Raw genomic sequence first — 26,582 nt, forward strand, 5'->3', positions numbered from 1 at the left:
CATAAAAAAAACCTAATTACCTTTGAAAACTTTACTTTAACTTAGAATGAAATCAATTTTATCCATTATTATTGCCCTATTAGTATTTAAGAACATGGCCCTCGCTCAAACGGACAAGAAAAAAAAAACAGACAAGATAGCGGTTTACCAGGTATTTACCCGCTTATTCGGCAATCAGAACACCACCAACACCTTCAATGGCACCAGAGAACAGAATGGGGTAGGCAAATTCAATGACATCAATAAAAATGCCCTGAACTCTATCAGGAAACTGGGCATTACGCACATATGGTATACCGGGGTAATCGAACATGCTACCATGACCGATTTCTCAGCCTATGGCATTCTTAAAGATCATCCACAGGTGGTCAAAGGCATTGCGGGATCGCCGTATGCCATAAAAGATTATTATGATGTCAACCCTGACCTCGCCATAGACGTCAGCAAAAGAATGGAAGAGTTTGAGGCACTCCTTGAACGCTCTCATCAGGCGGGCCTTGAGGTCATCATTGATTTCGTGCCCAACCATGTGGCCAGACAGTATGCTTCCGATAAAAAACCGGCCGGTGTTAAGGATTTCGGTGAAACGGACGACAAAAATGTCGTTTTCTCAAACCAGAACAACTTCTATTATATACCCGGGCAGGCATTTGCAGTTCCGGAAGAAGTAAACCCTCCCGTAAAATTTGACAAAAAGTATGAGGAGTTTCCGGCCAAAGCCACCGGAAATGATGTTTTCAGTGCCAGACCGACGATCAACGACTGGTTTGAAACCGTTAAACTCAATTACGGCATAGATTACCTGAGCAACCGGAAAAAGAACTTTGATCCGGTACCCGACACCTGGAACAAGATGAAAGATATCCTTTCTTTCTGGGCTGAAAAAGGGGTAAACGGATTCCGCTGCGACATGGCCGAAATGGTACCGGTTGAATTCTGGGGATGGGTTATTCCGCAGGTAAAAAAGATCAATCCTGACATTATATTCATTGCCGAAATCTATAATCCTGATTTGTACGCCTCTTATATCCGCCAGGGACATTTTGATTATCTATATGACAAAGTCGGCCTTTATGATGCTTTGAGAAGGTTGATTGAGGGCCATGGCAATGCTGAAGACATTACCCGGGTCTGGCAAAAAGAATCGGGGGAATTTTCCAGCCACATGCTCAGATTCCTTGAAAACCACGATGAACAGAGAATTGCTTCAAAATATTTCGGAAAAAGGCCGGAAAGTGCCTTTACGTCCATGATGCTTTCGGCGACACTTCATACCGGGCCTGTGATGGTTTATTCAGGTCAGGAACTGGGTGTCAACCCTGTCAAAGCCGAAGGATTTCAGGGAGAAGACGGCCGGACCACCATTTTCGACTACTGGGGCATCACAGAAATGCAAAGCTGGATCAATGAGGGGAAATTCTCAGAAAAAACCTTAAGCCCCCACCAAAAAGAAATCAGGGATTTTTACAAAAAGATACTCACTTTTGCTACTGAAAATGAAGCCGTTAGCCATGGCCATTTCCACGACCTTCAATATCTGAATCATCATGGTAAATCGGAAAACTATGATCAGACGAGAATTTATTCTTACCTGAGACATACAGATCACCAAACTTTGTTGTTTATTTATAACTTTGATTTGAATAATACCATTTCTACGCATGTGAAGCTCCCTGCCGGTGTTTTAAAGACACAGTTCGGTGAAGCAAAAAACATACAGTTGAAAAACGTATTTGACAAAAAAGATCAGAGAAAAGTGAACATCAGTGAAGTGACCGACCTTACCGGAAAAGACCTGGGTATTGAAGTTACTTTAAAACCCGATTCCTTTCTCATATTTGAGATAAAATAAAGACTCGGTCTGCCGGTCTTTACAACAAAACTTTAACCTTAAAAATATGGCTGGCCATTCTAATTTTAATTCCGGGGGCTTCAACAAAAAGCCCAACCTGTCTAACTATGCTATCTGGAACATGAGTTTCGGTTTTCTGGGTATTCAAATGGGTTTTGCCCTGCAAAACGCCAACGCCAGCCGGATACTGCAGACTTTCGGTGCCAACGTGGAGCATTTATCATGGTTCTGGATCGTAGCACCGCTCACCGGGATGATTGTCCAGCCTATCATCGGACACTACAGTGACAAAACCTGGACCAGGCTCGGACGCCGGAGGCCTTTCTTCCTGGCCGGGGCCCTTTTGTCGGCCATCGGCTTATTGCTGATGCCCAATGCCGGAAGTTTCACTTCCATACTGCCCGCTTTGTGGATAGGTGCCGGTTTTCTGATGATCATGGATGCCTCGTTCAATGTTGCCATGGAGCCTTTCAGGGCCCTGGTGGCTGATAAATTAAATTCTTCTCAAAGGACCAAAGGCTTTTCCATCCAGACTGTCCTGATCGGGGTAGGCTCGGTGTTCGGTTCCTGGCTTCCTTACGTTTTGGCTGAATGGGTAGGCATAGAAAAAAATGCAGCCGTAGGCCAGGTCCCCTTAAACGTTATCCTGTCATTTTTTATAGGAGCAGCTTTTCTGGTAGCCACCATTATATGGACAGTAGCGAAAACTTCGGAATATTCACCTGACGAACTGCTGGCTTTTGAAGAAGCTTCGGAAGTACATCACAAAACCAACATCATTTCAGACATCATTTCGATGCCCAAAACCATGCGTCAGCTGGGAGTTGTTCAGTTTTTTTCCTGGTTCGGCCTCTTTTCCATGTGGGTTTTCACGACGCCGGCCATCGCTCAGCATATTTACAAGCTACCGGTAAGCGATACCAGTTCAGAGGCTTACAACGAAGCCGGTAACTGGGTGGGCATTATTTTCGGTGTTTACAACGCCATATCAGCTATTTACGCCTTCCTGTTGCCCAAAATATCCGAAAGAATAGGAAGAAGGCAAACCCATGCTTTTTCGTTGATCTGCGGTGCCATAGGCCTGATATCCATTTATTTTGTTCAGAATCACCAGATGCTTATCGTTTCAATGGTAGGCGTCGGTATGGCCTGGGCCAGTATCCTTGCCATGCCTTATGCCATCCTGGGCGGCTCTATTCCGCCGAGAAAAATAGGGATCTACATGGGTATTTTCAATTTCTTCATCACCATTCCCCAGATTGTCAATGCACTGATCGGCGGGCTCATGGTTAAACACCTGTTTGACAACCAGGCCATCTTCAGTCTTGTATTTGGCGGGGTTTGTTTTATTATCGCAGCAGCGAGCGTCATTTTTGTGGATGACAAAGATGATGAGAAGTGAAAAGTACTAAGTCTGAGTGATATGGAGGGGTATAATGTAATTGCTTATGTTATATCCTTTTTTATTATCCTCCGGTTACGGATGAATCTTCATTCTATTCGTCTGATCATATCTGTTCTGTTATCCCATCCCCTTTGAGTATTATCCCGGTGTTTTCAAAATTCCTTCAAAACTGAAGTCTCATCCGGCAATATCTCAGTTGCAGATTAACCCTTTCGGAACATACTTTTAAAAATTTAAAGGCCTTGATGGCTAAACAAATTAAGTTTTTTAGCATTTTTGTGAATATTTTGAAAGTATGAATAATAAAGAACTAGAAAGGATCATCGACAATCTTGACACTGTTTTCAGAGGGGATGCCTGGCACGGGCCTTCCGTCATGGAAATCATCAACAGCCTTCCGCTCGACAAAGTCAATCTCAACAACGGTTTTTCGAAACGAACCATCACCCAGCACGTTTATCATATCCTGTCCTGGAAAAAGTTTGTCCTCGAAAAACTGAATGATAATATCCACTTCAGTTTGCCTTCTGAGGAAGAAAACTGGGGTACAGAAACCGAAACCTCAGAAGCCAACTGGAAAAACCTGGTAGCGGAATTAAAGAGTGTCCATAATCAGCTGGTTGAAAAACTGGAGACTTTTGATGATGAGCTGCTCGAAAAACGGGTTCCCGGTGAATATTACGATTACTACAAACTCTTAACAGGTATTATTCAGCATGACACCTATCATTTGGGGATGATATGGATTCTGTGGGAATAATGAAGGTGAAATTTCCTGACTAAATATAAATCAAATGGCAGATAAAACAGACAATTTACTCGTTCTGAGAATCAAAGAATTATTAAACGCTTCTTTTCACGGCGGAGCATGGCACGGGCCGTCGGTGCTGGAAGTAACCAAAGGATTAAAGGTAAAAGAAGCCGCTTTCAAGGCCGGTAACGTTCATACTATCGCAGAGTTGATCTATCACATGACCAGCTGGAGGATCTTCGTTTTGAAGAGGTTCCAGGGTGATGCAGAGTACAACATCGAAAATGAAAAAATGAACTGGGGAAATTTCGATAAAATCGACGCCTTTGAACTCGAAACCCTGATGATGGAAATGACCCTGAGTCATGACGAACTCATCAAGGAGCTGGAAAGTAAAAATGATGATTTCCTGAATGAAATTGTTCCGGGCAGTGAGTATAACTATTATACACTGATTCACGGGATCATTCAGCATGACCTTTATCACACGGGCCAGATGGCCATCCTCAAAAAACTGGCCGCCAAGTCATCGGGCAAGTTTGACGATGACGACTTTGAAGGAAGCCGCTATTTCGAAGATGATTTTGATGACAACCTGATATAACAAAAAAGCTCCGGAGTGATCCGGAGCTTTTTTGTTTAACACCCTCCTGCCGGCTCACACCCCACTAAAAATTCTTTCTGCACATTCTCCCCGTTTTTACTGCATAAAAAGAGCATTCCGGCGTTCTTTAAAAACTATTCCTGAAATTTTTCGCGAAAGTCTGGTTTATAAATATAAATATACTAATTTTAAATATACTCTAATTTATAACCTTGTGAAATCAACCTTAACATTACCTTCCCTCCTTTCATTATGCCTTTTTTCCACCCTCACATTCGCCCAGGTAAGCCCTGACATCGAGTTTGGCAAAATAAAACAAAAAAAGATCCGGAGCCTGATGCTCAAAAACGACCTGCACCAAAGCTATGATTTTGAGCACCTGCAGGAGGTTTGCACACTGACGGAAGAAAAAGAAACCTATAGCCGGCACACCAAGACTTTCTATGTGCATGACAGCATTGAAAATGTCTGGAAAACTTATTGCACCATCTCTCCCAAACAAAGCTGGTGTGGTAAAATGGTGTCATTCGGGACTTTATTCAACTCCTCGTCAAAACCACTGATTTATGCCAACGATCCTTATGAAGGACTCAAGGTGGGCCAGATCCTGTTCATTCAGCTGAAGCTGTTCAAGGGACTTTATAAGCTCGCTGTGGCCCACAAAGTAACCGGCATAGATGCTGAAAAGAAGCTCATCCAGATATGTTATCTTAAAAACGGGGCTTCGGCAGGAAGTCAGTACATCAAAATGAGGACTTTGGAAAACGGATATACAGAAATTGTACACGAGACGTTCTACAGGAGTAAATCCAAATTCAGAGATGCCAGGATCTATCCGAAAATCCACGAGAAAGTCATTTCGGAATTTCACGAAAATGTAGCTTCAAAAATAATTGCGGGGTCTGTCTCAGAAACTTATATGGAAGGGAATTCAGAGGATAAATAAGACATGAAAAATAAAACCGGGGAGAACATCCCCGGTTTTTATATTTAGTCCGCTTTTGTAAACTTCGTTGTTCTGCCTATCAGCGAAATGCCGATATATCCTCTGACATTGAGCTGGGTGGCACTTACCAAAGTCATTTCACTGGAATAAGTCTTGCCGTTTTTCGGGTCGTAGATTTCACCGTCTTCCCACTTTTTAGCTCCGTCTGCCTTGAAATTCTTCAGAAAGATAAGTCCCATGAGCGGAAGCTCCTTCTTTTTCGGGTCGGGATTAAATTCGTCGGTGCGGGGTTTCCCGTTTTTATTGGGATCATCAAGCCATACAATCTTGCCGAATAACTTATCTCCTTGCTTATAAAACTGCACTTTGGCACTCTTTTCTTCATTATACCAGGTGCCTTTGGTAATGTCCTGGGCCCTGGCGGCGAATGCCGCAAAGAAAAAGAGCATTAAAAAAACATTTTTCTTCATAGTAAAAATTTTAGGTTTTAATAATTCTTGTTCGTAAGAGTTGAAACAGAAAAGCAAAAAAGACACCCACTAGTCCCCCCAGAAATATATCGCTGAAATAGTGAACGCCAAGATAAATACGGCTGTAAGATACAATTATTGCCCATATCAGCATGAATTTGGAGACAGGATGCAGCCATCCGAATACAAAGATGATGCCACACGCCAGTCCGAAAGAAGTGGACGCATGAGAAGACACGAAACCGTACATTCCGCCGCAGCCGTCTACTATATGAACCAGCGAACCGATAACCGGGTCATGGCACGGCCGGGGTCTCTGGAAAAAAGGCTTGATGATACCCGAGGCCAGGTAGTCAGAACATCCCACCACAATCAGGAGAAACAGGATTTGCTGAAAAGCCTGCTTTTTAGGGAATGTTCTGAATATCAGAACAATGAGAAACAAATAAAGCGGAATCCAGGTAAACTTGTAACTGATCCAGTGCATCAGCACATCAAAGAAGGGAGAATGATGGCCATTCAACCATAAAAACCAGTCGTACTCCGCGTTATTTAAATGTTCTATCAATTTCCCGGCTATTTAATCAGCTGATGAATCCCAGCTTGTTTCTTACTTCAGTGATGGTCTCTCTGGCTATGAGTTCAGCCCGGGCCTCTCCCATTTTCAGTTTGGCTTCCAGGGCTTCATTGTTGCTCATATAAAAATTAAACAACTCACGTTCTTTTTCATATTTCTTCCAAAGGACTTCAAACAGCTCTTTTTTGGCATGTCCGTAGCCATAACCGCCGTTCAGGAAGTTATTTCTCATCGTGCTTACAGAAGCTTCATCTGCTACAAGGGCAAACAACTTATAGACAATGCAGGTATCGGGATCTTTCGGTTCTTCAAGAGGCGTAGCATCCGTTACGATTTTCTTCACCACTTTATACAACTCGTTTTCCGGCAAAAAGACATCAATAAAATTATGATACGACTTGCTCATTTTATTGCCGTCAATACCCGGAATAACCATCGAATTTTCATCGATCATCGGCTCCGGAAGGGTAAATACCTCACCATAGGTGCGGTTAAACACTTCTGCCATGTCTTTTGACATTTCCAGGTGCTGTTTCTGGTCTTTTCCGACAGGCACAAAATTGGCCTGGTATAAAATGATATCAGCCGCCTGAAGCACAGGATATGTAAACAAGCCCGCGTTGACATCCGACAACTTATCTGACTTGTCCTTGAACGAGTGGGCATTCGCCAGCATCGGATAAGGGGTCAGACAGCTGAGATACCACATTAACTCAGTATGATAACCTGCCAGCCTTGATTGTCTGTAGAAGTAATTTTTCTCTGCATCAAAACCAAACGCCAGCCACGAACTGGCCACTGCTTTGGTATTGTCTATCAGCGTAGCCGAATCCTTGATACTGGTCATGGAATGCAGGTCCGCTATGAATAAAAATGATTCGTTTTCTGGATTTTGAGATAGTTGAACTGCCGGATGAATCGCCCCAAGAATATTTCCTAAATGTGGTCTGCCGCTAGCTTGTACTCCTGTAAGAATTCTTGCCATTACTTTTACTTGACTATTAGATATTACTTATTTTTTCACAAAAATATAAGAACTTTTTGCCTTAATGGAATAATATACTTTTTTTTAAGCAGATAAAGTTATTTTTGAGCATAAAATGAATTAATTAAAAATCCCAATCAGGTAAATAAAATGATCAACGAAAGTACATTAATCTTTTTAAAAGATCTTAAAGAAAACAACCACAGAGAATGGTTTGCAGAAAACAGAAACCGCTATGATGAAAGCCGGACCAATTTTGTCGAATTTTGCGACGAACTGCTCTCCGACCTGAAGGTTTTGCAACCTAGTTTACTCAACACTTCCATTAAAGACTGTATATTCAGGATCAACCGGGACATCCGCTTTTCCAAGGATAAAAGCCCTTACAAAAATCATTTCTCGGCGGCTTTCGGACCTAACGGCCGTAATTCGGGTAAAATAGACTTCTATTTCCAGATGGAGTCCGACCGGGCATTTATCGGAGGCGGTATCTGGCAGCCTTCGCCTCAGAACCTGGCAAGGTTCAGGCAGGAGATTGACTATAATCCGGAAGTATTGAAATCGATCATTTATGATAAGACTTTCCTCGAATATTTCGGTGAACCGCATGGAGAGAAACTAAAGACAACGCCTAAAAACTACCCGGCAGATCACCCGGATATCGAACTTCTTAAATTCAAGGAGATTTTCTACACGAAAGAGTTTACCGCCAGAGAAATCCTGAACAAAGACTTCCGGGCACAGGTAGTAAAAGCCTGCACTTACCTGAAACCCTACCTGGATTATGTGAATGAGGTTTTCGAATAAAAGGCAGAAGAACCAAACCAAATAAAATTCTCCATTTATCAAAAAGGTCAAAATTTATTAAATCTGATAATTTTAAACCTGTTTTTCAAAATATTATAAAATATTATTCAACAATAACAGATTTTTAAACGCATTTTCCGGAAATAGTTAAAAATAAATTGCACTATTCTTATTATTTAATTAACTATTTAAATTTATTATCAGAATTATATTCTTTTATTAAACATTTAAACAAAATATACTTTCGAAAATTTGGAAATAGCAAAACTTTTGTATTAACTTTGTTTCAACAAAACATCAATTAATTATGAGAAACAATATCGACAAAGAGACTTACAATTGGTTATTCAAAATCCTTAGTTTTTTCGGAATACTTTTAGTTTTCATTAATATTATGTTGTACTTCAATCCGACAACATATACTCCGCAAACAACAAGTTTTGCCAACGCTACTCTTTTATTGTTGCTGGGTGTTTCTTTATGGGTGAGGGTTGAGTACCTGAAACTTTACAATTTCAATTCTTACAAAACAAGAAGAGTGCCGATGATAGCTTCGGCTGTTGTGGCGATCTTCTCTGCGATCTACAGATTATTCTGATATACAGTTATATATACAATAAAAAAGGGGCTTAAAGCCCCTTTTTTATTTTGAATTCTGTATTGCCTGAATAAAATCTTCAATCAGATCATCGGGATCTTCAAGTCCCACCGAAAGCCTCATCAGGCCTTCCGTAATCCCCAGTTCCTTTTTAAGGTCTGCAGGTACTTTGGCATGCGTCGTCGTATTAGGATTGGTCAGCGTCGTACGGCTGTCACCAAGATTAGACGTCAGTGAAGGAATAGTCAGTAATTTCGTAAAACGGACCACCCTTTCAAAACCACCTTCCAGGTCAAAGGTTACCAATGCCCCGCCTGAACTCATCTGCTTCACCGCCAGGTCATACTGGGGATGTGATTTGAGGAAAGGATATTTAACAGAGTTTACACCTTCTATTTTTTCAAGAGCTTCTGCCACTTTCAGGGCATTGCTGCAGTGTTTTTCCATTCTCAGTGTCAGCGTCTCCAGGCTTTTCGTCAATATCCAGGCATTAAAGGCGGACATTGAAGGGCCGGTCTGGCGACAGAAGAAACGAAGTGGTTCAATCATCTCTTTGGTTCCGCAAATGACCCCACCCAAAACACGGCCTTGTCCGTCCATAAACTTGGTGGCCGAGTGAATGATCAGATTGGCACCGTATTCCACCGGATTCTGAATCACCGGTGTGGCAAAGCAATTGTCCACGCAATAGATCAGCTCGTGCTTTTTAGCCAGTCTGCCGATCATTTCCATATCCACCAGCTCCAGACCCGGATTGGAAGGAGTTTCCAGGTAAATCATCTTTGTAGCAGGCTGAATGGCACTCTCCCACTCCTGCTCAGTAGCATCAGCATTCAGATAAGTATGCGTAATACCCCATTTAGGTAAAATCTGTGTAATGATCTGATGTGCCGAGCCAAATAAAGCCTTGGAAGACACAATGTGATCTCCGCTCTGCAATAGTCCGCCAAAAGCAGCAAAAACAGCCGCCATACCTGTGGCTGTAGCAATACCATCTTCACAATCTTCGAGCATACACACTTTATCTACAAACTCCTGTACCGTCGGATTTGAGAATCTCGAATAAATATTTCCTTCCAGGGTATTGTCAAAAAGATCCTTACCCATTTCAGCGTCTTCAAAACAAAAACTACTGGTCAAATACAAGGGAGTCGAATGCTCCCTGAAACCCGATTTTTCGGTTTGAATCCTGATTAACTTTGTCTGCTTCTTCATCAAATCAACTATTCGAATATATTATTTTTATAATTTTTAATCCAGTCTTTCTGAAAACCTCCGATGTTCTCAAAAAACGGCACGAAATATTTCTTCATGTCTTCTTTATAATCGCCTGAGGGGTAAAATGGTTCAGCCAGTTTCACCTCTTTGCTTTCAAAATCAAAACCCACCATGATAATGGGTATGCCTGCCCCGTGAGCCATGTAATAGAACCCGGTCTTCAGTTTTGAGACATTCTTCCGGGTGCCTTCAGGAGCGAGGGCGAATAATTTATCTTCTGCTTTATTAATTGCTTCCACATGGCTGGCCACCAGGTTGGTATTCTTGTTTCTGACCGTAGGTGTCCCGCCTAACCACCTGAATATAAAGCCGAACGGCGGCTTAAAAAGTTCTTCTTTACCAAAATATCCTATGTTTAATTTCAAAGCGGCCCTCACGCCGATACCCAGAAAGAAGTCTTTCCAGGTGTTGTGCGGACAAACGGCAAAAACCCCTTTTTTAACTTCATAGGGAATCCTGCCGGCTATTTTCCAGCCGAAAAGATAAAAAAACATTTTGAAAATGGCATTCATTTCAATTGATCGGGTAAGGCGAAAAACAAAGAATAAAAACCCCTAAAGTTAACCATCCCAGCACGACCCTGACCCAACCCAACGGCCTTACGTCTTCAGTCGGGGGATGATATACACCAAGCACTCTGCCGATCAGAAACCCGAAAGCCAGAAAACCGGAATAACCCATTACCTGAGGATACCAGTGTGTCAAAAGGAGCTGAAACAGCACCACAGCGAGAGCCAGGGCCCAGTTCGTCATCCTTTTTTCGGAAATCCTCGAAAAGCAAAGATAATTGAAATACACAAACAGTAAAAAATAGAGCAATTGTGTCCCGGCCTCTTCAGTGGCTCCATATCCGAAGTCAGATATCCTGAACATTCCCAGTCCTGAGAAAGTCACCAGGATGACTAAAAAGACAGGAGATACAATGTCGAAAGCTTTTTTACCGATCAACCCGAAAAGAATATGCCCTCCGTCCAGCTGTCCGATGGGAATGAGATTAAGGGCCGTAAAAAACAAACCCAGAAACCCGGCCAGCAGAAAAGGGTAATGAGTCAGCTCAAAATCATGGGGAATACGTGAAGGGTCGGCAAAAGTACTTTCCAGGAATTGGAAAAGAATACTCTTTCCGATCACCACGGCCTCTCCTGCGTCTGTCCTGTTTTCCAGGTAAGCCCGGTAATCTGCTCCGTGCTGGAAATATTCCGGGTGGATGCTGAAAACATACTCATCCGTCGGTAAATTGGCAAAACCATAGATCAGAATAGCCACCGTAACCACAAAACCCGCCAGCGGACCGGCAATGCCGATGTCAAAGTAATCGTTTTTGGTCCTGACTTTTTCCTTGATCCTGATGAAAGCCCCCATGGTACCGATGGTTGTAAATATCACCAGCCATATAGGGATATAATAAGGTAAAGTCACCTTAATTTTCCGGTATTTGGCCATAAAGTAGTGACCGAACTCATGGGTGGTCAGGAAGCCCAGAAAAGGGATTGAAAATAAAAACCCTTTTTTGAACTCGTTCCAGCCCATTTCACCGGAGTGAAAAAAGAAAGATTTCCCGAAGGTCCATTCCGCACCGGCAAGGGTGGTGGTAATCAGCGTAATAATGAACAAACTAAGCTGTATATAAATTATTCTCCGGGGTTTATTCATTAAAATTCAAGGTAATTGATATAGGCAGTGGCTCCCTTTGGCGGGTCAACTTTTATGACGTTAATTCCAAGTTCGGCCGCTGACTCAACATTATGAGGGTTATCATCCAGAAACAAAACTTCTTCGGGTTTCAAACCTATTTCTTCGAGTACTTTAAGATAAATCTGATGATCAGGTTTCCACAGCCCCATTTTATAGGAAAGGAAAGATTCCGTAAAAAGCTCATCCAGTCCTGAAATCCCGAACTCTTTCTGGAAATACTTTTCGCAGGCCTGGATATGAATAGAGCTGGTATTGCTCAACAGGTAAACCGGCACCCTTTCTCTCAGATTTCTTAACAATTCTATTCTTTCAAGTGGAATGTCCAGTAACAAAGCATTCCAGGCCTGGTCAATTTCAGCGTCATTTAATGGAAAACCGATAGATTGTCTGACAATCTCGCGAAACTCGTCATCTTCAAAAAGTCCGAGTTCATATCGCTTAAAAATATCATTCTCATCAAAAATCTGCTTTATTCTTTCCGGGCTTTTAAAACAAAGCTTACCGAAAGCCTCGTAAGTCAGATTAAGATCGATGTTGATAATTACGTTTCCAAAATCAAAAATGACTGCTTTGTAATTCTTTTTCATCAAGTAAATATTAAGTGTGAATTACTCTACAACCACACCCATTGAACAGAATTTGTCAATTCTTTTGTTGATTCTGTCCTGGGCAGACATTTTTTCAAGTTTCTTAATTTCAGACAAAATGGTCTTTTTTAAAGTCAGGGACATCTGATCATAGTCCAGGTGGGCACCGCCTTTAGGCTCACTGATGATGTCATCTACCAGACCATTGCCTTTCATATCGGTAGCCGTCAGTTTCAACGCTTCAGCCGCCTGCTCTTTAAACTCCCAGGTACGCCACAGGATGGTCGAGCAGTTTTCTGGGGAAATTACCGAATACCATGAGTTTTCAAGCATCAATACCCTGTCGCCGATCGCAATGCCCAAGGCACCACCAGAGGCTCCTTCGCCGATGATGATACAGATAACAGGCACTTTAAGGGTCATCATTTCCTTGATGTTACGGGCAATGGCCTCTCCCTGTCCTCTTTCCTCAGCTTCCAGCCCCGGAAAAGCACCCGGAGTATCGATCAGGGTAACGATAGGCACATTGAATTTCTCAGCCATTTTCATCAACCTCAAGGCTTTTCTGTAACCTTCCGGATTAGGCATCCCGAAATTACGGAATTGTCTTTCTTTGGTTTTCCGGCCTTTCTGCTGACCAATGATCATCACGGCTTTACCGTCGATGTCAGCCATACCTGCCACAATGGCCGGATCGTCTTTAACCGTCCTGTCTCCATGCAATTCATGAAATTCCGAACAGATCTTTTCAATGTAATCAAGTGTGTAAGGTCTGTCCGGATGCCTTGAAAGCTGAACCCTTTGCCATCTGGTAAGGTTTTCAAAAGTTTCTTTTCTCAATGTTTCAATACTCTCTGTTAAATTTCTTACAGCTGAACTCACATCCACGTTGTTCTCTTCAGCCAATTTTTTCATATCCTCCAGTTTCGCTTCCAGTTCGGCGATTGGTTTTTCAAATTCCAGCAAAGTTCTCATTAAAAAAAAATTAAATTTCGTATGATTGATTAAGTTCCGGGATCAGCACATTGTCAAATCCCTTTTGGTTAAGCACCTCTTTAAAACTGACCATAGAATCAAAGTCTCCGTGTACCAAAAATACATTTTTAAGCATTGAAACCTCCTGGGAACTGATAAATCTCAGCAAATCATGGATATCTCCGTGACCACTGAAAACATCAATCCTCCTGATTCTGGCCCTTACTTCCAGCTTTTTGCCATTGATCGTCAGCTCTTTGATCTCCCCCGAAGCCAGTTTGGCCCCTATTGAACCCTCAGTGGCATAACCAATCAAAAGAATGGTGGCATAAGGATTTTCAATATTCTTTTCGATGTGATGTTCAATTCTTCCTCCCTGAATCATCCCGGATGAAGAAATAATTACACATGGCTCGCCATGGTTCGAAATCTCACGGCTGGCCTTATCAGACTCCAAATATATTAAATTTTCGAAATCAAAAAGCAGATCGTTGTCTTCTTTAAATTCCCGGGCGGCAGTATTCAGGCTCTTTGAATATTTTTCGTACACTTTTGTACTGGCTTTGGCCAGCGGACTGTCCGTAAAAACCTTGATCGGTTTGATCACATTTTTAGCATAAAGCCTGTTGAGCGTATACAGCATGGCTTGCGTCCGTCCCACACTGAAAGCCGGTATAATGAGCCTTCCGGGGATATCGATACAGGCTTCCCTGATAATTTCTTCCAGTAAATCTTCCGGATTTTCCTGATTATAGTGCCCCCTGCGTCCGTAGGTGGACTCCATGACCAGGTAATCGACCTGAGGGATTTTCTGAGGGTCTACCAGCAGCGGATAATTCTCCCGTCCGATGTCACCTGAAAAACATATCTTTTTCATCACTCCGCCGTCCATAACCTCAATCAGCAAATGAGCGGCACCCAGCAGGTGGCCTGCCGGAATAAAAGTAACATAACCATTCTCTTTAAATCTGAAGCGGTTGTTGAAGGCGATCGGCACAAAATTCCCGATGGCTTCCTTTACCTGGCGGCTCAAAAACAGGCCTTTGGAGTCAATCGCCCTGAATTTCTTTGAACGGTTTTTAATTTTCTCCAGTTTCTTCAGCTTGTTCTGATTCAGCGAAGCCGCATCGTATAATAACAGCTCTGTAAGATCCAGCGTCGGGCTTGTACATAAAACCTGGCCTTCAAAGCCTTCTACATATAAATTAGGTATTTGTCCTGAATGATCAATGTGAGCGTGTGTGAGTAAAACAAGATTTATTAAAGAAGCGTCAAAAGGAAAATTTCCGAAATAGTTTTCATTTTCATTATTCTGGTCACTTTTAGTATCCAGATCAGTCCCACAGTCAATTAATATTCGGTATTCATCATCCAGTTCCAACAGAAACTTACTCCCCGTCACTTTCCTTACTGCACCATAGAATGTTAACCTCATTAAAAATTACTAAATTTGAGTATGATTTAATTTTGCAAAGATTGCAAAGATAATACATTCTGTTTCCCGAACATTTAAAATAGAGAAAACCTGATGAAAATCTTTTGTTTCGTTATTTTACAATTCCTCAGTTATAAAGACAATTTACTGAAACAATTAGCCGATTTTCAGGAGAGTACCGGCAGCAATCAGCTGACGGTTTCAGCCAGTATCAGGAACATAACAGACAATCGGGTTTTCCTTGAATATAACCAGGGGCTGGCGATTTCGCCTGCATCCACCCAGAAGCTGATCACAACATCCACCGCCCTGATGTCTCTTGGCGAAAACTTCACATTCCAGACCCATCTCCAGATCGACGGCCCGGTGATCAACAACACCTTAAGAGGAAATGTGATCATTACAGGTAACGGCGACCCCACATTCGGTTCTCCGCGAAACAGCAGGCCCATTGACACCCTGCTGAACGAATGGAGCTGGCAATTGAAAAAAATGGGCATTCACAAAATAGAAGGGAAAATCATCGTTCCTGAAAGTGAATTCGAGACTTATGACATCCCCGACAACTGGCTCTGGGGAGACATGGGTAATTATTACGGGGCCATTCCGCTGAATGTCAACCTCAACGAAAATTATTTTACCGTTTTCTTTAAATCGGGCATCAAAACCGGTGAGCCGGTCGAGATCATCAATTTCAAGCCATTTGACAAAGACTGGAAAATCATCAACCAGGTAAAGTCAGCCGAAAGAGGCACGGGTGACCAGGTGAGGATATTCACCTCTCCCCTTTCCAATACTATATTACTGAAAGGTACCATCCCCGTCGGCAGTCCTGCGTTCCCGGTCAAGGGGTCAATCCCGAACCCGCCGGATCTGCTTCAGAAATTATTCAGGAACGCCCTCCTGGAAAGAAGTATTTTAGTGGAAGACAAAACCATGAACCTGGTCCTGAGTGAGCGTAAAATCATAGCGACTGTAAACTCCGTTCCGCTCAGGGATTTGATCGCCGAATGTAATTTTTACAGCATCAATATTTATGCCGACGCTCTCGCAAAAGCGGTCTGCAGAGCCTCAGGAGTGGCTCCGACCTTTGAAAATTACGAAAAACTCCTCAAAGATTTCTGGCTGATGAAAGGGGTCGATCTCAGCAATTTTGAACTCGAGGACGGCAGTGGTTTATCTCCCAATAACTTCATTTCGTCAGATAAAATGACGGCTATCCTCCAGTATATAGGCTCACAGCCCAATTTTCCTGTATTTTTCCGGGCTGTACCGGTAGTCGGCAAACATGGGACTGTAGCCATGCTCGACAAGAAGAAAAAAACAGGGGGCCTCGTACATGCAAAAAGCGGAAGTATCTCAAAAACAAGAACTTACGCCGGATATTTCAACAATAAAGAGGGCAATTTATTCTGTTTTATGTTTAACATTTCGAGATATCCATCAAACAAAGAGGGCGAAGTAAAAGCATTTCTTGAAAATATTTTAGTCAACTTAATTGATTTAAATCAATAATATTCTTTAATTAGCGGTTGATTACGTGCCCCAAAAACAATTAACCGTTCTTCTTATGCAAAGGTTTATGCCTTGTACACTCCCCGTTTTTTCATTATACCTAATAAAAAATTGATAATCCAATGGGGAATTCATTATTCGCAAAATTCAAGGAGAATCTCGGTCCTTTAGGAGCGGTCTCCCATTTCAGCCATCACTATTTCAGTTATCCAATGCTTGAAGGAGAGATAGGCCCCTACATGGAGTTTAACGGACAGAAGATTCTGAACTGGTCTTTAAACAACTACCTGGGCCTTGCCAATCACCCTGAAGTGAGGAAAGCTGATTCCGATGCCATTGATAAATATGGTCTTTGTTACCCTATGGGTTCTAGAATCATGAGTGGCGACTCAGTACATCACGAGGAATTTGAGAGACAATTAGCTGATTTTTCAGGCTTCGAAGGTGCTTTTCTGATGAACTTCGGTTACCAGGGCATCATGTCTACTATCGAAGCACTTGTGGATCACCGTGATGTAATTGTGTACGATAGTGACTGTCATGCCTGCCTGATTGACGGTGTACGTCTTCACAAGGCCAAAGGTGGTGTATATTATCAGTATGCCCATAATAACATGGAAAGTTTTGAAAAAAACCTGATCAGAGCAAGCAAATATGCCAACCAGACCGGTGGCGGTGTGCTGGTGATCACTGAAGGGGTTTTCGGAATGACCGGACAGGTGGGTAAAATCGATGAGATCGCTAAATTTAAGGAAAAATACGAGTTTAAACTCCTGGTTGACGATGCCCACGGATTTGGTGTTATCGGCGAAACAGGCCGCGGCGTAGGCGAATACCTGGGATGTCAGGACAAAATCGATGTGTATTTTGCGACATTCACCAAATCAATGGCCGCTATGGGTTGTTTTGTAGCCACTGAGAAATACATGGTCAGCTACCTTAAATATGCTGTAAGATCACAGATCTACGCCAAATCACTGCCTATGGGCTATGTTCTGGGAGGTATCAAAAGATTGCAGATGATCCGTGAAAATCCTCAGTTCAGAGAAAAACTATGGCATGTGGCCAACCGCCTTCAGCAAGGACTTAAAGACAAAGGATTTAACCTCGGCACTTCCAATTCGCATGTAACTCCGGTGCACCTTAATCAGGACTTTAACCTGAACGAAGTGGGTAACCTCACCATAGACCTGAGAGAAAACATGGGCATCTTCTGTTCTATCGTGGTCTATCCTTTTGTTCCTAAAAACGTCATCATCCTGAGATTAATACCGACCTCAACGCACTCAGACGAGGACATAGATTACACGATCACGTGTTTCGAAAAAATCCGTGAAAAACTGGCTAACGGTGAGTACAATTTTGAGATTCCTATAAAAAGTGAATTATTTACTTAAAAACATAAGCGAAAGTGCCGAAGCTTAAAGTTAACAATGTTGAGTATTACTATGAAGAATTTGGATCCGGCGACGAAACAATAGTGTTTTCACACGGATTGCTATGGAGTGGATGGATGTTTCACCCTCAGGTTGAGGTACTGAAAGATCGTTACAAAATTATTACTTACGACCATCGCGGACAGGGTAAAACCGAAGCCACCGAAGATGGTTATGACATGGAAACGTTATACGATGATACCGTAAAACTTATTAAAACACTCACCGATAAACCCGTTATTTTTGCGGGTTTATCTATGGGTGGTTATGTCGGAATGAGACTGGCAGCCAGAAATCCGGAGATGATCAAAAAGCTCATTTTAATGGAAACTGCCTGTGATAAAGAACCTGAAGAAAATTTTCGGTTATATAAAATACTATCATTCCTGGTTAAATATGTAGGATACTGGCCGGTAGAGTCAACAGTAATGAAAAGGATGTTCGGGGAGAAATTCCTGACCAACCCGGACCGGAAAGCAGATTACAAAAAATACCTGGATAAATTAAGACTGAACAACAGGACCTCGGTCATCAAAGCCCTCTGGGGTGTGGCAGACAGAAACGGAATTGAAGAAGAACTTCAGAACATCAACTGTCCTACGCTTGTGATTGTCGGTGATATGGACATGCCGGTTCCCGTTGAAAAATCGGAAGATATACATGCCAGGATCAAAAATTCAAAATTAGTGATCATCAAAGGCGGTGGTCATACGGGAAGTATTGAAGAGCCTCAGCAATATAACGAAGCTATTTTGTCTTTTCTGGCCTGATAACCCCTATTATCTGAAAAAAATCCTCTTCAGATACACTTTTTTAAAGTTTTGGCATTTAAATTGTTCTGTTAATATTTAAACATCTGATATACGGATTTTCGATACACGAAATATCCTTGCTCAAAGAAAACACGACTTTAAGATAAATCTGAATATGTGTTTTACTATAAAAATTATAAAAAGTGCCAACAATATCAGTCAGGGGAGTCAATTATAACTACGATGAATACGGTTCAGGAGAAGAAACGCTGGTTTTTTCTCACGGAATGCTGTTCGCAGGATGGATGTTTGAACATCAGGTAGAATATTTCAAAAACAAATACAGGGTCATCACTTATGACTTCAGAGGCCAGGGAAAAACCCAGATCACTGATGACGGGTATGATATCGATTCTCTTTATGAGGATACGGTAGAATTAATCAGGGCCTTATGCCCTAAACCGGTCATTTATGTAGGTCTGTCGATGGGTGGATTCGTGGGAATGCGTCTGGCGGCGAGAAATCCCGAGCTGGTAGAGAAACTCATCCTGCTCGATACGACCTGCAAGGAAGAACCCTTCGAGAATATTCCCAAGTATAAAATGATGAATAATATAGTGAGGACGGTGGGATACTGGCCTGTGGAGAAAAATATCATGGAGATCATGTTCGGGGATTCGTTCCTGAAAGACAAAAGCCGTAAACCGCTGTACGATCTTTACTTGTCAAGATTCAAGCAAAATAATAAATCTGCCGTAGTCAAAGCCGTTCTGGGGGTTGTCGAAAGAAAAGGCATTCAGTTCGAACTCAAAAATATCGTATGCCCTACACTGATCGTCAGGGGTAGCGAAGACAAACAGGTGACGCTCGAACGGTCGCTGATGATCCATGAAAACATCAAAGGTTCGGTGCACGTGGAAATTGAAGGGGCAGGACACTCCGGTACCCTGGAAGAACCTGACAAATATAACAAGGCCATAGAAGATTTTATATCCTGATAATCAGGTCATTAAAAAATAATCAAAAAAAGGAGCAGCAAATAAAAACTTTTGCTGCTCCTTTTTTGTTTCCGATAAAAGTAATATTTTTTATAAATATTATTATATTAATGCACTTATCGTTTAGGAAATATGAAATCAGCTGTTATACTGTTACTTTTACTTACAGGTTGTTCGTCCAAACACTTTCTGATCGGAACCACATTAGATGAAAGGGTGTCCGGAAATCATCTCACTTTTAACATCATCAATGCTGACGAAGACACTGATCTGTCGGCAAAAGAGAATGAAACGATAAGAGAAGAAATCAAGCATGCCCTGCAAAGAAAAGGCATGATGTACAGCCCTGCCGGTTCGGATTTAATCGTAGTTTATAAATATTTCGAGAAGAAAACGAAAGTTATCAAGCAGAACTACCTTTACCTGCCTGAAGATAAAATACCCGACCTCTCCATCAAAAAGACGATGCCGAGGTCATTGCTCATGCAGATTTCAGATACCAACAACAACAGCGTCGTGTGGGGAGCTTATGCTACGGACCTTCCGAAAAATCTGAATGAGCGGCAATATAAATCTGTCGTAAACCACCTGATCGGGAAACTAAAATATGACGATCGCACGTTTGTCTTTACACAGACAAAATAATTGCTGATTTGAAAAAAACTTTTCCTTCTGTATTCAAAAGCCTGCATTTTCTCAGTTTGGACGTCGCTGCCGGTGCGGTCATATCCTCATGGATGTTCTGGAAACTCCCCTTGGGTACCGGTTCTCCTGACAGGGTTACGCTCATTACCCTGGGTATCTGCACCTGGTTTATTTACCTGACAGACAGGCTTCTCGACATCATCCATACAGAAAAAGAAGAACTCACCCATCGTCACAGTTTCATTGCCAAGCATCAGTACAATATCCAGGTGCTGACCATCGCCCTGGGCCTGGCAGGTTTATTTCTGTGTTTTTTCATGCCGTTACATGTGCTTTTTCCGGGGATTGCCATCGCATTATGTATGGGGGGCTATTTCTTTCTGATCAACAAAACAGGGCAGATCACGACGTTTTTCACCCATACCAAGGAGATTGCCGTAACCATCATCTATACTGCCGCTGTTGTGGGCATTCCTTTGTACAACCGTTCGAGTTTAAATCTGAGCGACTGGATACTGGCGGCTTGTTTTCTGCTGATCGTTTTTCAAAACCTGATTACGTTCTCGTTGTTTGAGCATCTTGACAATCCTGAAAACCACAACATTGTCAGGTTTACAGGAAAGAAAGCGGCCAAAAGAGTGATCAATTTTATTGCTCTGGTAGTCATTTTTACGGCCATTTTCCTGTTTTCAGGCGGAGCCGGCTACACCAATAAAGTAGCTTTGATTGAGGTTTTAATGACGCTTACACTGTCATTTATGCCGGCATTACCGGCTTTTTTCGCCGGCAACGAAAGATACCGCTGGCTGGGAGACCTCGTCTTTTTATATCCCTTACTTATTCTTTTTGCCTGACTTGGGTTTCTTATCGTCTTCTTTGTTTTCTTCTATTTTCCTCTGGCCTCTTCTGTAAACATAGTACAGGAATCCTGCCAGCGAGAACATGAGAAAGAAGTAGCTGTCTTTTAAAGGCACACCTTTATAAACCACCTGGTCAACCCACATGATCAGTAAGGCAAGACTGGCAAATAGTATCAGGGTATCGATTAATTTCATTGGTCTGTAATGTTTGGGTAAATGATCAGGAAAGTTTTCCTATGATCTCAAATTTTTCAAAAACTTTTTCGGTGTGCGGAGCATCTTTCAGCTCTTCGGTCAGGTCCTGCCCTGCCCAGTGCTCATAATGCGTGCCGTTTCTCCATAACCTGGAAGAGCCTACATCGTAGATATTTCCGTTGAAAGCCACCCAGATTTCTTCTTTATCCCGGCCATTTCTCAGGGCAAGCTGATTTTTTGTAAAAACTTTCAACGTTTTGTCATTTTTTATCGTATTAATATCAAATGCAAATTTATCAGGTTTTAACACTTGATTATCCGGTTTATAAAAAAAATGGTAAAATTATTGTCATTGAGAGCCGAAAGAAATATATTCGCAAATTGAATTAAACAATTAAATATTCTTTTCCATGAACAAAAAAATATTGCTGTCGGCAATTCTTGCGTGTTCTGTATTTGTGATCTCTTCATGCAAAACAAAAGTTACGCCGCTTTCAGAGAAAATAGCCAAGGTATGGACAGCACGTCTGGTGAAAGAAAACAATGAGATTGTATATCAAAACGGAGCTACTTCCAATATCAAACCAGGTTACTCATCTTACCGTCTTGATTTATCTTCTGCCCCGACTGCCATTATCAAGGATGTGGACGGCGGAACTTACTCAGGAACGTACAGTTTACAGGGAGAAACCAAATTACTGATCACCGGACTTAATCCTCAGCCAACGGGGACTGGTGGAAATCTTAACTTCACCATCACATCTATCGGAGATGCTGAATTAATCCTGACGGCCGATCAGGCCTATCCGAAAACAGGCAATACGACCAACACTTATACCCTGATTTCGGCTCAATAAGACACAAGTCAATTTTTTATATCGAAAAGGCAGAACCCGGGTTCTGCCTTTTTTTGTTTTATAGCCGGTAAATAAATCGTATTTTTGCACCATGGAAGAACAAAAACTATCAGATCTCGGTGAATTCGGGCTCATTAACCGCATCAAAGAAAAAGTAAGTCTATATCATTCTGAAAGCATAAAAGGCATCGGTGACGACGCCGCCGTCATCGACAACGGGCAGAAATATACCCTCGTCAGCACAGATTTGCTGGTTGAAGGCGTACATTTTGACCTCGCTTATGTTCCGTTGGCTCACCTGGGTTACAAAGCCGTCGCCGTCAATGTCTCTGATATTGCGGCCATGAATGGCATTCCAAAGCAAATTACGGTTTCAATTGCTATCAGCAGCCGTTTCGGACTGGAAGCCATCGATGAACTTTATGAAGGCATTAATGCTGCCTGTGAAAACTACAAGGTAGACCTGGTGGGTGGCGACACCTCTTCCTCGAGGTCAGGCCTGATCATCTCAGTGACGGCGGTCGGTGAAGTGGAAAAAGACAAGATTGCTTACAGGCACGGAGCCGGTTTGAACGATATCGTTTGTGTAACAGGTGACCTTGGGGCGGCCTATGCCGGCCTTCAGATCCTGGAGCGTGAAAAACAGGTATTTTTAGCCAATCCGGAAATGCAGCCGGAACTGGATAACAAAAGTTATGTCGTAGGCCGTCAGCTTAAACCTGAAGGCAGGACAGATATTGTTCATGAACTTTACGCCAAGGGAATTGTACCTACTTCGATGATCGACATCTCTGACGGGTTAGCTTCAGAAATTTTACACCTGAGCACTGCCTCCGGTCTTGGATTTACTGTTTTTGTGGATAATATCCCGATCGAAAACCAGACCCTCGAGACGTCGTCTGAGCTAAACCTGAGCCCGATTACGATGGTCATGAACGGCGGAGAGGATTACGAATTGCTGATGACGATCAGCCAGGCTGATTTTGAAAAAATAAAAGGTATTCCGGAAATTACCCCGATCGGGTTTGTGACGGAAGACAAGAATAATGTACTGGTGCTGAATTCCGGCGAAAGGGCCCAGATTACCGCCCAGGGCTGGAATCATATCAAACCATAAGATTATCCGACAGAAAGTATTTGAAAGCCCGGCACAACCGGGCTTTATTATTTTTATGCTTCACGGATAATACTTCTCCGGCATTCCTCCGGGAAAAACCCTAGTTTCGAAGATAAAAACCGGAATAAAATTCTTTCAGATTTCAGTTTGGCAAAAGATTTACTAATTTCATGCTTAAATTGAAAAGTGATGCATTTTTTAACACTATTAATTATTCAACCATAATACAAAATGAAGAAATACCTAGTAATGATTTTGCTTGGGGGCATCTCTCTGGCCTTCTACCAGGACAAAAAACTCAGCCTCGAAGATTACCAAAAACTTTCCAATGAAGAAAAAAGAAGTGTAGCACATGCCCTTGACGGCATAGACCTGCTTGACGAAGACCTTGACATTACGTTATTTGCCTCTGAGCCTATGATGATGAATCCGACCAACATGGACATCGATCAGAAAGGAAGGGTATGGATATGCGAAGCCTACAACTACAGGAATGCCCTGAATCCGAGAAATCCTTACAACAAGTCCGGTGACCGCATCCTGATCATGGAAGACACCAACGGAGATGGCAAAGCCGATACTTCTAAGGTATTTTACCAGGGAGAAGACATTAACGCTGCCCTGGGCATCAGTGTCATGGGCAACAAAGTGTTTGTTTCCTGCAGCCCTAATGTGTTCGTATTCACAGACACCAATGGTGACGACATTCCTGACAAAAAAGAGATACTTTTCAAAGGCATCCAGGGTCAGCAGCATGACCACGGTATGCACGCGTTTGTTTTCGGACCTGACGGAAAACTATATTTTAACCACGGCAACGAAGGAAAAGGCTTGCTTGACAAAAACGGTCAGCCCATCAAAGATGATCTGGGAAGGGTGATCAACAACGACGGAAAACCTTATCGCGAGGGCATGATTTACAGGTCGGATGCTGATGGCAACAACGTGGAAATCAGGGCCTGGAATTTCAGAAATAATTTTGAAGTGGCCGTGGATTCCTATGGCAGAATGTGGCAGTCGGATAACGATGATGATGGTAACCGCTCTACCCGTATCAACTACGTCATGGATTATGGTAATTATGGTTTCAAAGACGAAATCACCGGAGCCGACTGGAGAATCAGGAGAACCAACATGGAAGACTCTGTTTTTCATCAGCACTGGCACCTGAACGACCCCGGCGTAGTGCCGAATCTGCTGCAGACCTATGCGGGATCGCCTACCGGTATTATTGTTTATGAAGGTAAATTACTCCCTCAGAAATATCAGAACAAGGTTATCCACTGCGATGCCGGACCGAATATTGTAAGGGCCTACCCTACCCAGAAAAAAGGGGCGGGTTTTACTGCCGGAATCCTGAATATACTGGACGGTTCAAAAAGAGACCAGTGGTTCAGACCCTCAGACATCACAGTGGCCCCTGACGGTTCCATCTTTGTTTCCGACTGGTATGATCCGGGTGTCGGCGGACACGCCATGGGAGATTCACTGCGTGGAAGGGTCTACAGAATTGCTCCGAAAGGCTCCAGGTACAATGTTCCGAAATATAACTATGGCGACCCGAAAAGTGTTGTTGAAGCTCTTCAGAACCCGAATCTGGCGATCAGGTATATGGCCTGGAATGCTTTGCACAACATGGGAGCCAAGGCAGAAGCAGAACTGGCTAATCTCTATAAAAGCGGAGAATCAGCTATGAGAGCCAGGGCTTTGTGGTTGCTTGCAGATATTAATGGTTCTTATCTTGACGCCGCTTCGACAGACAAAGATGAGGACATCAGGGTAACAGCCGTCAGAATAGCTGCAGAGAACAGCAAAACGCCGAAAACTTTCTACAGCAAAATGGCTGCCGACAACTCTGTTCAAGTCAAAAGAGAAGTCTTGCTGGCCATCAGGCATAAAAACTACGGCGACATCTGGACCCAGCTGGCCAATGATTACAAGTCAGGAGACAGATGGTACCTGGAGGCTCTGGGAGTCTCTGCCGATGGTGCCTGGGACAGTTATTTGCCGGAGTACAGCAAAGGTAAACCGCAAAACTGGCTGGAAGCCGACGCCTCTAAAGACATTGTCTGGAGAAGCCGTTCCAATCAGACCACGGGCTTGCTGGCCGACCTGATCAAAAAATCGGAAGGCAAAAACAAGCTGAGGTACTACAGGGCTTTTGATTTCCAGAATGATGCGAACAAAAACAACGTCCTTCTGACTTTGTTGAAAGCCAGCAAGTCGACCGACGAAAAAGTAATCATATTCAAGCACTTCGATCAGAAAACGATCAGGACCAATCCTGATTTTGTAAAGGAGCTGCCATTAGTAGTAAATGCGATCGAAAACCCTTATGATTTTCTTGAAATCCTCAACAAATACGAGGTCAAGACGCAGTATGAGCGATTGAGAAAACTAATGTTTGAATCGACCGACAGAAGACTGAACGGCGAAGCTTCAAGAACCATGGTGCAGCTTTACGGAGCAGAACCGTTCAAAAAGATGCTGCTTGATCCTAAAGTGGCTGTTAAAGCGATTCAAAGATTCGGCAGCGTGGATGTAGAGGCTATTACTGCACAGTTGGTACCGATATTCACTTCCAAAAAATATCCGCTGAACTACCGCCAGGAAGCTATGAAGGCAATGGCCGGATGGAACAGTGAAGAAACGCTCTGGAAGTTGTTCCAGGACAATAAAATCCCGGAAGATGTGATGCCTGAAGCCAGAAATATCCTGACCAGGACCTGGCATTCGGATATCAAGGCCGCTGCCAACAAAATATTCGAAAAAGACATGGTTAAAACCGAAAAGGTAGATGTGGCAGCTCTTGTAAAACAAAAAGGTGACGTAGCTAAAGGTAAAGAAGTGTTTGACATGTATTGTCAGACCTGCCACGTGGTCAACGGTGCAGGCAATGACTTTGGTCCGGGCCTGAGCCTGATCGGCAAGAAATTCCCTAAAGAAGGACTTTACAACGCTATTCTTTATCCTAGTGAAGGGATCAGTTTCGGTTATGAAGGACACAAAATATCCATGAAAGATGGTTCTGAAATGCAGGCCATCATCACCAGCAAAACTGAGAACGAACTGATGCTGAAATTCCCGGGATCAGGCACTCCGACCCCTTACAAAAGGTCTGCGATCAAATCAACAGAAGAGATCAAGGAGTCGCTGATGCCTAAGTTTCCGCTTCAGAACAAAGAACTTGTAGACCTTGTGGAATACCTGAGTGCTCTGAAATAAAATACTTTTTTAGTATG

At 42.7% G+C, this 26,582-nt stretch carries 27 protein-coding genes; 16 read left to right on the forward strand and 11 right to left on the reverse strand.

Annotated elements, in window-relative coordinates; all coding sequences use genetic code 11:
- The first annotated feature begins 46 nt into the window (after window positions 1-46).
- The 5 genes from GVN16_RS01185 to GVN16_RS01205 all read left to right on the forward strand — a co-directional run bounded on the left by GVN16_RS01185 (window position 47) and on the right by GVN16_RS01205 (window position 5,558).
- Entirely contained in the window at window positions 47-1,852 is a 1,806-nt protein-coding gene (locus tag GVN16_RS01185) for an alpha-amylase family protein (protein WP_166562004.1), read from the forward strand.
- Between the two features lie 46 nt (window positions 1,853-1,898).
- Window positions 1,899-3,254: an MFS transporter gene (locus GVN16_RS01190; RefSeq protein WP_229243989.1), complete on the forward strand. Its 1,356-nt coding sequence runs from the start codon at window positions 1,899-1,901 to the stop codon at window positions 3,252-3,254.
- Window positions 3,255-3,552: 298 nt separating this feature from the next.
- On the forward strand, window positions 3,553-4,017 hold the full coding sequence (locus GVN16_RS01195; RefSeq protein WP_166562005.1) for a DinB family protein: 465 nt from the start codon (window positions 3,553-3,555) through the stop codon (window positions 4,015-4,017).
- A gap of 34 nt (window positions 4,018-4,051) precedes the next feature.
- On the forward strand, window positions 4,052-4,612 hold the full coding sequence (locus GVN16_RS01200; RefSeq protein WP_166562006.1) for a DinB family protein: 561 nt from the start codon (window positions 4,052-4,054) through the stop codon (window positions 4,610-4,612).
- A 214-nt stretch (window positions 4,613-4,826) separates the two neighbouring features.
- The gene (locus tag GVN16_RS01205; protein ID WP_166562007.1) at window positions 4,827-5,558 is read left to right on the forward strand and encodes a hypothetical protein; all 732 of its coding nucleotides are present in this window, start codon (window positions 4,827-4,829) and stop codon (window positions 5,556-5,558) included.
- 44 nt (window positions 5,559-5,602) lie between these two features.
- Here GVN16_RS01205 and GVN16_RS01210 read toward each other — a convergent pair whose 3' ends face one another.
- The 3 genes from GVN16_RS01210 to trpS are packed head-to-tail and all read right to left on the reverse strand — an operon-like array spanning window position 5,603 to window position 7,590.
- Entirely contained in the window at window positions 5,603-6,028 is a 426-nt protein-coding gene (locus GVN16_RS01210; protein WP_229243990.1) for a DUF2147 domain-containing protein, read from the reverse strand.
- 10 nt (window positions 6,029-6,038) lie between these two features.
- Complete coding sequence (locus GVN16_RS01215; RefSeq protein WP_166562008.1) at window positions 6,039-6,596, reverse strand: phosphatase PAP2 family protein; 558 nt, start codon at window positions 6,594-6,596, stop codon at window positions 6,039-6,041.
- 16 nt (window positions 6,597-6,612) lie between these two features.
- Window positions 6,613-7,590, reverse strand: a complete 978-nt coding sequence (trpS, locus tag GVN16_RS01220) for a tryptophan--tRNA ligase (protein WP_166562009.1) — start codon at window positions 7,588-7,590, stop codon at window positions 6,613-6,615.
- A 150-nt stretch (window positions 7,591-7,740) separates the two neighbouring features.
- Here trpS and GVN16_RS01225 point away from each other — a divergent pair, with 150 nt between their 5' ends.
- A complete protein-coding gene (locus tag GVN16_RS01225) occupies window positions 7,741-8,397 on the forward strand; it encodes a DUF2461 domain-containing protein (RefSeq protein WP_166562010.1) in 657 nt (218 codons plus the stop codon).
- Between the two features lie 307 nt (window positions 8,398-8,704).
- On the forward strand, window positions 8,705-8,995 hold the full coding sequence (locus tag GVN16_RS01230; protein ID WP_166562011.1) for a hypothetical protein: 291 nt from the start codon (window positions 8,705-8,707) through the stop codon (window positions 8,993-8,995).
- Between the two features lie 45 nt (window positions 8,996-9,040).
- Here the strand turns inward: GVN16_RS01230 and GVN16_RS01235 are convergent, their stop codons facing one another.
- The 6 genes from GVN16_RS01235 to GVN16_RS01260 are packed head-to-tail and all read right to left on the reverse strand — an operon-like array spanning window position 9,041 to window position 14,965.
- On the reverse strand, window positions 9,041-10,210 hold the full coding sequence (locus tag GVN16_RS01235) for a PLP-dependent aspartate aminotransferase family protein (protein ID WP_166562012.1): 1,170 nt from the start codon (window positions 10,208-10,210) through the stop codon (window positions 9,041-9,043).
- 8 nt (window positions 10,211-10,218) lie between these two features.
- Entirely contained in the window at window positions 10,219-10,767 is a 549-nt protein-coding gene (locus GVN16_RS01240) for a 1-acyl-sn-glycerol-3-phosphate acyltransferase (protein WP_229243992.1), read from the reverse strand.
- A 19-nt stretch (window positions 10,768-10,786) separates the two neighbouring features.
- The gene (locus tag GVN16_RS01245) at window positions 10,787-11,926 is read right to left on the reverse strand and encodes a site-2 protease family protein (RefSeq protein ID WP_166562014.1); all 1,140 of its coding nucleotides are present in this window, start codon (window positions 11,924-11,926) and stop codon (window positions 10,787-10,789) included.
- Entirely contained in the window at window positions 11,926-12,555 is a 630-nt protein-coding gene (locus tag GVN16_RS01250) for an HAD family phosphatase (protein ID WP_166562015.1), read from the reverse strand. Before GVN16_RS01250 ends, GVN16_RS01245 begins: the two co-directional genes overlap by 1 nt.
- Window positions 12,556-12,576: 21 nt before the next feature.
- A complete protein-coding gene (locus GVN16_RS01255; protein WP_166562016.1) occupies window positions 12,577-13,530 on the reverse strand; it encodes an acetyl-CoA carboxylase carboxyltransferase subunit alpha in 954 nt (317 codons plus the stop codon).
- Window positions 13,531-13,540: 10 nt separating this feature from the next.
- Window positions 13,541-14,965 carry an MBL fold metallo-hydrolase RNA specificity domain-containing protein gene (locus GVN16_RS01260; protein WP_166562017.1) on the reverse strand — a complete coding sequence of 475 codons (1,425 nt, stop codon included), beginning with the start codon at window positions 14,963-14,965 and terminating at the stop codon, window positions 13,541-13,543.
- 93 nt (window positions 14,966-15,058) lie between these two features.
- Here GVN16_RS01260 and dacB point away from each other — a divergent pair, with 93 nt between their 5' ends.
- The 6 genes from dacB to GVN16_RS01290 all read left to right on the forward strand — a co-directional run bounded on the left by dacB (window position 15,059) and on the right by GVN16_RS01290 (window position 21,165).
- Window positions 15,059-16,480 (forward strand): D-alanyl-D-alanine carboxypeptidase/D-alanyl-D-alanine-endopeptidase, encoded by a 1,422-nt coding sequence (gene dacB, locus GVN16_RS01265; RefSeq protein WP_166562018.1) that lies wholly within the window; start codon window positions 15,059-15,061, stop codon window positions 16,478-16,480.
- A gap of 122 nt (window positions 16,481-16,602) precedes the next feature.
- Window positions 16,603-17,877: an aminotransferase class I/II-fold pyridoxal phosphate-dependent enzyme gene (locus GVN16_RS01270; protein WP_166562019.1), complete on the forward strand. Its 1,275-nt coding sequence runs from the start codon at window positions 16,603-16,605 to the stop codon at window positions 17,875-17,877.
- Window positions 17,878-17,891: 14 nt separating this feature from the next.
- The gene (locus GVN16_RS01275; protein ID WP_166562020.1) at window positions 17,892-18,686 is read left to right on the forward strand and encodes an alpha/beta fold hydrolase; all 795 of its coding nucleotides are present in this window, start codon (window positions 17,892-17,894) and stop codon (window positions 18,684-18,686) included.
- 185 nt (window positions 18,687-18,871) lie between these two features.
- Window positions 18,872-19,666, forward strand: coding sequence for an alpha/beta hydrolase (locus GVN16_RS01280; protein ID WP_310587401.1), 795 nt, complete (start codon window positions 18,872-18,874; stop codon window positions 19,664-19,666).
- A gap of 132 nt (window positions 19,667-19,798) precedes the next feature.
- Window positions 19,799-20,311 carry a DUF4136 domain-containing protein gene (locus tag GVN16_RS01285; protein ID WP_166562021.1) on the forward strand — a complete coding sequence of 171 codons (513 nt, stop codon included), beginning with the start codon at window positions 19,799-19,801 and terminating at the stop codon, window positions 20,309-20,311.
- Window positions 20,312-20,319: 8 nt separating this feature from the next.
- Window positions 20,320-21,165: a hypothetical protein gene (locus tag GVN16_RS01290; protein WP_166562022.1), complete on the forward strand. Its 846-nt coding sequence runs from the start codon at window positions 20,320-20,322 to the stop codon at window positions 21,163-21,165.
- Here GVN16_RS01290 and GVN16_RS01295 read toward each other — a convergent pair.
- Together GVN16_RS01295 and GVN16_RS01300 are read right to left on the reverse strand one after the other, a co-directional pair.
- Window positions 21,145-21,366: a hypothetical protein gene (locus GVN16_RS01295; RefSeq protein WP_166562023.1), complete on the reverse strand. Its 222-nt coding sequence runs from the start codon at window positions 21,364-21,366 to the stop codon at window positions 21,145-21,147. The two genes, GVN16_RS01290 and GVN16_RS01295, sit on opposite strands and share 21 nt — an antisense overlap.
- A 25-nt stretch (window positions 21,367-21,391) precedes the next feature.
- On the reverse strand, window positions 21,392-21,619 hold the full coding sequence (locus GVN16_RS01300; RefSeq protein ID WP_166562024.1) for a cytochrome b5 domain-containing protein: 228 nt from the start codon (window positions 21,617-21,619) through the stop codon (window positions 21,392-21,394).
- A gap of 157 nt (window positions 21,620-21,776) precedes the next feature.
- Here GVN16_RS01300 and GVN16_RS01305 point away from each other — a divergent pair, with 157 nt between their 5' ends.
- The 3 genes from GVN16_RS01305 to GVN16_RS01315 all read left to right on the forward strand — a co-directional run bounded on the left by GVN16_RS01305 (window position 21,777) and on the right by GVN16_RS01315 (window position 26,565).
- Window positions 21,777-22,223: a hypothetical protein gene (locus tag GVN16_RS01305; RefSeq protein WP_166562025.1), complete on the forward strand. Its 447-nt coding sequence runs from the start codon at window positions 21,777-21,779 to the stop codon at window positions 22,221-22,223.
- A gap of 91 nt (window positions 22,224-22,314) precedes the next feature.
- Window positions 22,315-23,340, forward strand: coding sequence for a thiamine-phosphate kinase (gene thiL, locus GVN16_RS01310; RefSeq protein WP_166562026.1), 1,026 nt, complete (start codon window positions 22,315-22,317; stop codon window positions 23,338-23,340).
- 231 nt (window positions 23,341-23,571) lie between these two features.
- On the forward strand, window positions 23,572-26,565 hold the full coding sequence (locus GVN16_RS01315) for a PVC-type heme-binding CxxCH protein (protein WP_166562027.1): 2,994 nt from the start codon (window positions 23,572-23,574) through the stop codon (window positions 26,563-26,565).
- Window positions 26,566-26,582 lie beyond the last annotated feature (17 nt).

The sequence above is a fragment of the Emticicia sp. CRIBPO genome (assembly GCF_009905725.1).
Classification (GTDB): Bacteria; Bacteroidota; Bacteroidia; order Cytophagales; family Spirosomataceae; genus Leadbetterella.